The sequence below is a fragment of the Fortiea sp. LEGE XX443 genome, assembly GCF_015206815.1.
Lineage (GTDB): Bacteria > Cyanobacteriota > Cyanobacteriia > Cyanobacteriales > Nostocaceae > Nostoc_B.
In genome coordinates this window covers 1-7,417 of record NZ_JADEXZ010000131.1, presented here as the reverse complement: position 1 = coordinate 7,417, position 7,417 = coordinate 1, and the positions used below count along the sequence as shown (strand labels likewise).

Genomic DNA, 7,417 nt, shown 5'->3' with positions numbered 1-7,417 from the left:
TATCTTTGACAATTCTGGGAAATGAATTTATAATCATTGTGAAATCAAAATATTTTAGTACTTAGCCCAAATTTTACTATATTTTGGGCTATTTCTATAGGCTTTTTCCTAACATTCAACACTTCTGGTATTATCTATATTTCATAGACAATATTTTTTCTCAATGCGTCAGACAAAACCATCTAATTAATTTTCTCTGATTCCTTTCATCACAAACTTTCTGCTTCTGCGATCGCTGTCGAACTCATGTTAATCTTAAAAATCAATGATATTTCTTGAACTCGTTCTACAAAACTTTGGCCCCTACAGTGGAAAACAGGTTATCAATCTTAACCCCAAAATTGATGAGGAAAACTCACACCCAATTATCCTCTTAGGTGGGATGAATGGCGGCGGAAAAACTACCCTTATGGATGCCATTCGTCTCGCCCTTTATGGCTCACGCGCCCAATGTTCTACCCGTGGTAATTTAAGTTATAGTGATTTTCTCAATCAATGCGTTAACAATAAAATTGATCCAGTTGCAGACACCCGTATTGAATTGCTTTTTGAACATATTGAAAACGATAAACCAATAAAATACCGTGTTGTCCGTAGTTGGACGAAAAATCCTAAAGATGGTAAAGATACATTAGGTATTTTAGGTGACAGTGATACGTGGCCTGATGCTTTAGTTAATATCTGGGATGAATATATTGAAAATCTTTTGCCATTAGGAATTTCTAACTTGTTTCTCTTTGATGGTGAACAAGTTAAAGAACTTGCAGAACAGGAAACACCACCACCAGTTGTAGTAGATGCAATTCGCGGACTTTTAGGATTAGAGTTAGCAGATCGTTTAGCAGTTGATTTAGATATCTTAGTTAATCGTAAACTTAAAGAAGTTGGTAATAGTAAAGATTTAGCAAACCTAGAGGAAATTGAAATTAGATTAACTCAACAGCAAGAAGATTATCAAACAACAGGAGAAAAATTAGAAACTATCAAAAATCACGTAGAAGAATTAGAACAAAAGCAGCAAGAAGCCTTTGATAAATTTATTTCTGAAGGAGGGAAGATTGCAGCCGAACGCAATCAACTAGAACTACAACAGGATACAAAAACTGCGGAAATTGAACAAATACGTCAGTCAATGTGTGAATTGGCAACTGATGTTTTACCTCTGGCATTAATTCCCAGTTTGCTTACTCAGGTGCAAGCACAGGGAGAAAAGGAATTTCGCCATCAACAGATACAAATTTCTAAAGATTTGTTAATTGAGCGAGATCAGCGGTTACTCGCTTGGCTAAATCAAGGAGAAATTTCACCGATACAAGTTGAAGAAATTCGATCATTCCTAGTTCAAGATGTCAATAATTTATATGCAAAGACTATCCAGATAGAAGCACCTTGGCTATTAGCCGATGATGAAAATTTGAGTCAGCTAGATAATTTCATATATCACTTAAAAAATTCTAAACTTTCTGCAAAAGAGAAATTAGCTATTCTCAAAAACAAGAAAGAAGAAATCCATACTCTAGAAAGACAAGTGCAAACAGCAGCAGCACCAGAAGATTATACAAAGCTGCGTCAAGCACTAGAAGCATCACAAAATCAAGTTGTTGAAGCTAAAGCAAATTACGAAACAATCCGCCGCCGTTTAGCTGAATTAGAAACTATTATTGCTAAGTCAAAGAGAGAATTAAGTGAATATACAGTAGAAAATATTAAACATAAAAATAGCGAACATATTATTACGTCAGCAGCGAAAGTTCAAGAAACACTGAAGATTTTTCAAGAAAAATTAACTCTGCGAAAGCTCAATAAATTAGAGGAAGAAGTTAAAAATTGCTTCCTTTATCTGCTCCATAAATCAGACTTAGTGCATCGCATTACCATTGATACCAAAACTTTCAGCCTTTTGCTTTACGATTTAAATGGTAAACCAGTTCCGAAGCATCGCCTTTCGGCTGGAGAAAAACAACTACTTGCGATCGCTTTCCTCTGGGGTTTAGCCAAAGTTTCCGGCCATCGCCTACCTGTAGCAATAGACACACCTCTGGGTAGACTCGACTCCTCCCATCGTAATAACCTAGTTGAACGATACTTCCCAGCCGCCAGCCACCAAGTAATTTTGCTATCTACGGACACTGAAATTGGTATAAAAGAAGTAGAAACACTGCGAGAAAACGAAGCGATCGCCCGTGAATACCTGCTCAAATACGACTCTTCCACCCGCCAAACTACCATACAACCAGGATATTTTTGGTAGTAGATATCGCAAACTTTTTAAGTTTACATCTTTACAATATATCTAAAGACCTTGCTAAAGGAGATCAATTATGAACTCGCCACATTTAATAAAAATAGAGCATGATCTAAGTATTCTGTCTTTAGAAGAATTAGAATGGCTATTAAAACGTATCGAAAAACAAGTGCAAGAAAGAAAGAAAATATCAAATAATTTGACTGATGCTAAATATCTAAATGAACAACTAGTTGCAATGGCTAGTGATTTAGAGATGCAGACAGAAATTGACTCGATAAATCATGAATTTTATCTTACAGAAATGGATGGTTTAGAAAAGCTGTGAGCATCGAGAGAGGACAAATTTATTTTGTCAATCTTAATCCAGTACTAGGCCGAGAACAGGCAGGTACAAGACCAGTTTTAGTATTATCTATAGATGCTATCAACGAATTACCTTTGGTTGTAACTGTAGTTGTCGGTACGAAAGGAACAAATATTAAGCGTGATTATCCAACTAATATACGAGTCTCTCCAAGTGACAGTGGATTGCTTATAGAAACAGTATTTTTATGTTTTCAAATTCGTTCTTTAGATCCAAATCGCTTTTCTGCTGATCCATCTGGCAAAATTTCTGACTCCAAGATGCTTGAAGTTGAAACTGCGGTTCGTTATTGTTTGGGTTTATGAGCAAAAACCACTTAAATTTTGATAAAGACTATGGAATCGCCAATAGAAAGAATTAAACTCTCCCAAACAGCCAAAGACCAACTTACCAAACTTAAGCGCAGCACCAAAATAGACCAATGGAATATTCTCTGCCGTTGGGCGTTTTGTCGTTCCCTCGCAGAATCAACTACACCCTCACCCGTCCCAATTCCCCAGGATAGCAACGTCGAAATGAGTTGGCGCGTCTTTGGCGGCGAAATGTCCGATATACTCCTTCTCGCCCTCAAGCAACGCTGTCACAATGACGGTTATCCCACCGACAAAGAAACCTTAGCCACCCAATTCCGCTTACATTTGCATCGCGGTATTGGCTACTTAGCAGGCGATCCAAATATCAAGAAAATTGAAGATTTAATTGCGCTGGCAGTAGACAAGATATAAGGATTAATGTGGTTCTTCTTAATATATCTATGTCGGAGAGCTACTTAGAAATTGAGCGTCATAGAGCTGCGATCGCGCGCACTGAAATCTCTCGTCCTGTAAGATTAGCCATAGAATGGGCAATCTTGAATCAGGACACGACTTTTTTTGACTATGGTTGTGGTTACGGTGGCGATGTGCAGCGAGTTGCAAACCTCGGATACACTAGTACAGGCTGGGACCCTTACTATTACCCCGATGAACAGATAACTCCTGCTGATATTGTTAATCTGGGCTATATCGTCAACGTCATCGAAGATATAGAAGAACGCAGCCAAAGCCTGATTAAAGCCTGGGAACTCACCCGTAAAGTTTTAATCGTTGCTGCTCAAGTATTAATTAATGCTCCCAGTAAAGCGCAACTCGCTTACAACGATGGAATTGTGACTAGCCGCAATACTTTTCAAAAATATTACGAACAACAAGAACTCAAAACTTATATTGATGAAGTGTTAAATGTAGATGCCGTACCAGTAGCGCTGGGTGTCTACTTTGTATTTCGTGACGAAGCCGAAAAAGAAAGCTTCAAAGCCTTCCGTTTTTTCTCTCGCACTTCTACACCGCGAGTTCGCATCCCAAGCAAGCGATTTGAAGACTATCAGGAAACACTTCAACCACTGATGGCATTTTTCACCAAACGCGGTAGATTGCCCGTCAAAGGTGAATTAGAAAACGAACAGGAACTACTGAGGGATTTTAGTAACTTCCGCCGCGCCTTTGCTATTGTCCTGCAAGCCACCGATGAAGCAGAATGGGATGCGATCGCCTATCGTCGTTCTTTAGATATTCAAGTTTACCTTGCTCTCACCCACTTTGATAAACGCCCCAAATTCTCCCAACTAGCACCAGAAATGCGCCACGACATCAAAGCTTTTTTTGGTAGCTATGAAGAAGCTTGCGAAGTCGCAGATCAAAAATTATTTAGTTTGGGTAAACCAAAAGTTGTCCAAAATGCTTGCGAAAAAAGCAAAATTGGCAAACATACACGCGGTGCGCTTTATGTCCATGTTTCCGCACTTGCCGCCCTCGATCCGTCACTCCGCATTTACGAAGGTTGCGCCAGCCGCACCATTGGGCGTGTGGATGGAGCTACACTCATCAAATATTACCTTGACAAACCGCAAATATCTTATTTATTCTATCCAGACTTCGACTCAGACCCTCATCCAGCATTAAACGCTAGTATCACGATAGATTTAAAAACTCTGTATATTACCCATCGAGACTATGCAAATAGAGCAAATCCGCCTATTTTGCATCGTAAGGAAACCTTTGTAACACCTAACTATCCGCAATACGAAGAATTTGCTCAACTTACCCAACAAGAACAGCAATTAGGATTACTCAAGCAAAAAAGTGACATTGGTACACGGGAAGGTTGGCAAAAATGCCTTGCTGTAAACCAAGTAGAAATCAGAGGACATCAAGTTTATTCAATTAAGGAAAGTTAAGTAATCCTGATGTTCATAGCTCAGAAAGTAAGGGTGTAGGGGTATATCAGCAAAGATGCACGCAACCATTCACCAACTATGGCAAGATAACTGCAATTCGCTCAGGTGAGTAAGGAATATTGAAACGATGAAAGAAATCCAAGCACTACGACAAGCCGTCCAAAGTCGGAAAATGGGCGCTTTGTTATTGCTGGGTTTTGCATCTGGATTGCCTTTGTTCTTAACTAGTAGAACATTGCAACTGTGGATGCAAGATGCCAAGGTTGATATCGGCAAAATTACTTTATTTGGTCTATTGGCTTTGCCATATTCCCTAAAATTCTTATGGTCGCCTTTATTAGATAGGTTTGTACCGCCATTATTGGGAGCTAGACGGGGTTGGTTAATAATTTCTCAAATTGGGTTAGCGATTGCGATCGCTACTCTCGCACTCCAACAGCCTTCCCAAAGTGACCAAGTACTGCAAATTCTGGCTATCAACTGTTTAATTATTACTTTCTTAAGCGCCACCCAAGACATCGCCGGAGATGCTTACCGCACGGATATTTTAAATCCACTGGAAGCAGAAGCAGGTGCATCTGTTTGGGTATTAGGCTATCGCGTCGCCTTGTTCGTCACCAGTTCCCTAGCCTTGGTGTTAGCCGATCGCCTTCCTTGGAATGGCGTTTACTTACTCATGGCCGCTTTTATGGCTGGGAGTATATTTGTCACCTTATCCGCACCTCAAGAACCACAGGTACGCAATAACAGAGAGACTGCGCCTCTGTCAGTGAAAGATGTGATTTTCGTCCTCTTTATCACTGCGTTGGTAGCTGGTTTACTGGGAGGAGTCTTTGTTGGTTTTATTGCTCTGCCTGTGTTTTATTGGCTGTTGGCGAGCTTGATCATAGCTTGGATTGTCTCATCTTTATTATTGCCTGATGAGCTACTCGGTGAAGATAGAGAAAATCAAGCCCCGCAAAACTTACAAGCAGCGATTTTTCTGCCTTTTAAAGAATTTTTTCATCGCTTTGGCTGGATTCAAGCAGGTGTAATTCTCATTTTCATCATCCTTTATAAATTGGGTGATTCTTTGGTAGGCATTACAGCCAATTTATTTTTGCGAGAAATTGACTTTACAAAAACTGAGATTGGCGCAATTCAAGCCGGGATTGGGTTTCTCGCCACAACTGTCGGGGTATTGGCTGGTGGCGTGATTTTGACTAAAATTCATCTCAATCGCGGTTTGTGGATATTTGGCATTCTACAATTACTCAGTAACTTGGGTTATTATGCCTTAGCAGTTGCTGGCAAAAATTACTCCCTATTAGTCTTGGCGGTAAATATTGAAAATTTTAGTGCCGGATTAGTAACAGTTGCTACTGTGGCATTTTTAATGAATCTCTGCAACCACCGCTTTACGACCACTCAATTTGCTTTATTTTCTAGCTTGATGGCTATTAGTAGAGATGTTCTGTCAGCACCAGCCGGAGATTTTGCTCAAGCCACGGGTTGGCCTACGTTTTTCTTGTTAACTATAGTAGCAGCCTTACCAGGATTGTTACTTTTACCATTTGTCGCTCCCTGGAATCAAAAGCCAGTGGTAATATCTAGACCAGGACTTGAGGAAGAAGATGAGGATGTATGGGCAGCCAAGTAATTATTGTTATTGGTACATTTATTCTCTTACTTACAGGTTTGTTACTTGGCTACGTTTTGTCACAGTTAGTGCTTGGATTTTTGACTTTTAATCTCTTCACTTTTTTTGGTACACTTAGCCTGATTTTAATTTTTGGGACACTTTATTACGTTTTATTTTGGCAATTGCGCCGGGAACAGTCCCAAGTTATGCCGGGAGCAATGTCTACAACGCAGATCAGCGATCGCATCACCGACAATCAACTCAAAAACAAGCTCATTGCTAAGTTAGATGGTGATACCGCCACAGCTGAACGTTTAATTGAGCAGGCAAAGCAAAATTATCCAGGTATGCCAGATAGTTGGTATTGCGAACGAGTTATCGATGATCTAGAACGCGATCAGCGTTAGCTTTGTGTTGGCAACACTCAAATATCGCTAAAATTAAGTCAAGTAAAATTTACAAATCTTTAGCTAAGTACTAAAACCTAGGTTGTTGTAACTCCAATATGGCTATATTTCGTCAATACATCGCCCCTTTGCTGGTAGTTTTAGTATTTGTCTTTGCCCTAGTAGCAGTCAGCGCCCGCATTTTTTTACCCTCGGACATGGCCGCACCCGCACCCATTGAAGAAATTGGGGTAATTATGTTATCTGGTGCGACTGATTTGCTAACCGTCAGTAAATAAAGTGCCTGAGCAACTACTACCGGGTTACTTGATTCGTTGTGGCTCAACATTAGAGCGATCGCTCCTAGTCAAGTTCATGCAGTTGACTTACCAGGAGAAGTTTCCACAGCAAGATTTTGCTCACCTTGCGCGGACAGTTGAGCAATATTTATCGAAAGATACACCCTTGTGGTGGGTGGATGTCGAGGAAGAATTGAGCAAGGAAGCAGGGGAGCAAGGGAGCATGGGGGAACTGAAAGTACTCTCTCCCCAGCCCCTCCGCACCTCTGCCCCACTGCCTCTTC

Annotated in this window: 8 protein-coding genes and 1 pseudogene; all 9 read left to right on the top strand. The window is 40.3% G+C overall.

What is annotated here, in order from left to right; translation table 11 throughout:
- Nucleotides 1–265: 265 nt before the first annotated feature.
- Nucleotides 266–2,251: a DNA sulfur modification protein DndD gene (gene dndD / locus IQ259_RS26380; RefSeq protein WP_193888942.1), complete on the top strand. Its 1,986-nt coding sequence runs from the start codon at nt 266–268 to the stop codon at nt 2,249–2,251.
- Between the two features lie 70 nt (nt 2,252–2,321).
- Nucleotides 2,322–2,573, top strand: coding sequence for a hypothetical protein (locus IQ259_RS26375; protein ID WP_193888941.1), 252 nt, complete (start codon nt 2,322–2,324; stop codon nt 2,571–2,573).
- A complete protein-coding gene (locus IQ259_RS26370) occupies nt 2,570–2,917 on the top strand; it encodes a type II toxin-antitoxin system PemK/MazF family toxin (protein WP_193888940.1) in 348 nt (115 codons plus the stop codon). The genes IQ259_RS26375 and IQ259_RS26370 overlap by 4 nt, the downstream gene beginning before the upstream one ends.
- 30 nt (nt 2,918–2,947) lie before the next feature.
- Entirely contained in the window at nt 2,948–3,337 is a 390-nt protein-coding gene (gene dndE, locus IQ259_RS26365; protein ID WP_193888939.1) for a DNA sulfur modification protein DndE, read from the top strand.
- Nucleotides 3,338–3,366: 29 nt separating this feature from the next.
- On the top strand, nt 3,367–4,827 hold the full coding sequence (locus IQ259_RS26360) for a DNA phosphorothioation-associated putative methyltransferase (protein WP_193888938.1): 1,461 nt from the start codon (nt 3,367–3,369) through the stop codon (nt 4,825–4,827).
- Between the two features lie 127 nt (nt 4,828–4,954).
- Entirely contained in the window at nt 4,955–6,466 is a 1,512-nt protein-coding gene (locus IQ259_RS26355; protein ID WP_193888937.1) for an AmpG family muropeptide MFS transporter, read from the top strand.
- The gene (locus tag IQ259_RS26350; protein WP_193888936.1) at nt 6,451–6,855 is read left to right on the top strand and encodes an ABC transporter permease; all 405 of its coding nucleotides are present in this window, start codon (nt 6,451–6,453) and stop codon (nt 6,853–6,855) included. Before IQ259_RS26355 ends, IQ259_RS26350 begins: the two co-directional genes overlap by 16 nt.
- 98 nt (nt 6,856–6,953) lie before the next feature.
- Nucleotides 6,954–7,133, top strand: a complete 180-nt coding sequence (locus IQ259_RS26345) for a hypothetical protein (protein WP_193888935.1) — start codon at nt 6,954–6,956, stop codon at nt 7,131–7,133.
- Nucleotide 7,134: 1 nt separating this feature from the next.
- Nucleotides 7,135–7,417 (top strand): annotated as a pseudogene (locus IQ259_RS27410) (hypothetical protein); the annotation flags it as partial.

Excerpts from the sequence above, each read along its gene's own strand:
- IQ259_RS26345 (WP_193888935.1), top strand. The coding sequence starts at position 6,954 with ATGGCTATATTTCGTCAATACATCGCCCCTTTGCTGGTAGTTTTAGTA.
- IQ259_RS26360 (WP_193888938.1), top strand. The coding sequence starts at position 3,367 with ATGTCGGAGAGCTACTTAGAAATTGAGCGTCATAGAGCTGCGATCGCG.
- IQ259_RS26375 (WP_193888941.1), top strand. The coding sequence starts at position 2,322 with ATGAACTCGCCACATTTAATAAAAATAGAGCATGATCTAAGTATTCTG.
- IQ259_RS26355 (WP_193888937.1), top strand. The coding sequence starts at position 4,955 with ATGAAAGAAATCCAAGCACTACGACAAGCCGTCCAAAGTCGGAAAATG.
- dndD (WP_193888942.1), top strand. The coding sequence starts at position 266 with ATGATATTTCTTGAACTCGTTCTACAAAACTTTGGCCCCTACAGTGGA.
- IQ259_RS26350 (WP_193888936.1), top strand. The coding sequence starts at position 6,451 with ATGGGCAGCCAAGTAATTATTGTTATTGGTACATTTATTCTCTTACTT.
- dndE (WP_193888939.1), top strand. The coding sequence starts at position 2,948 with ATGGAATCGCCAATAGAAAGAATTAAACTCTCCCAAACAGCCAAAGAC.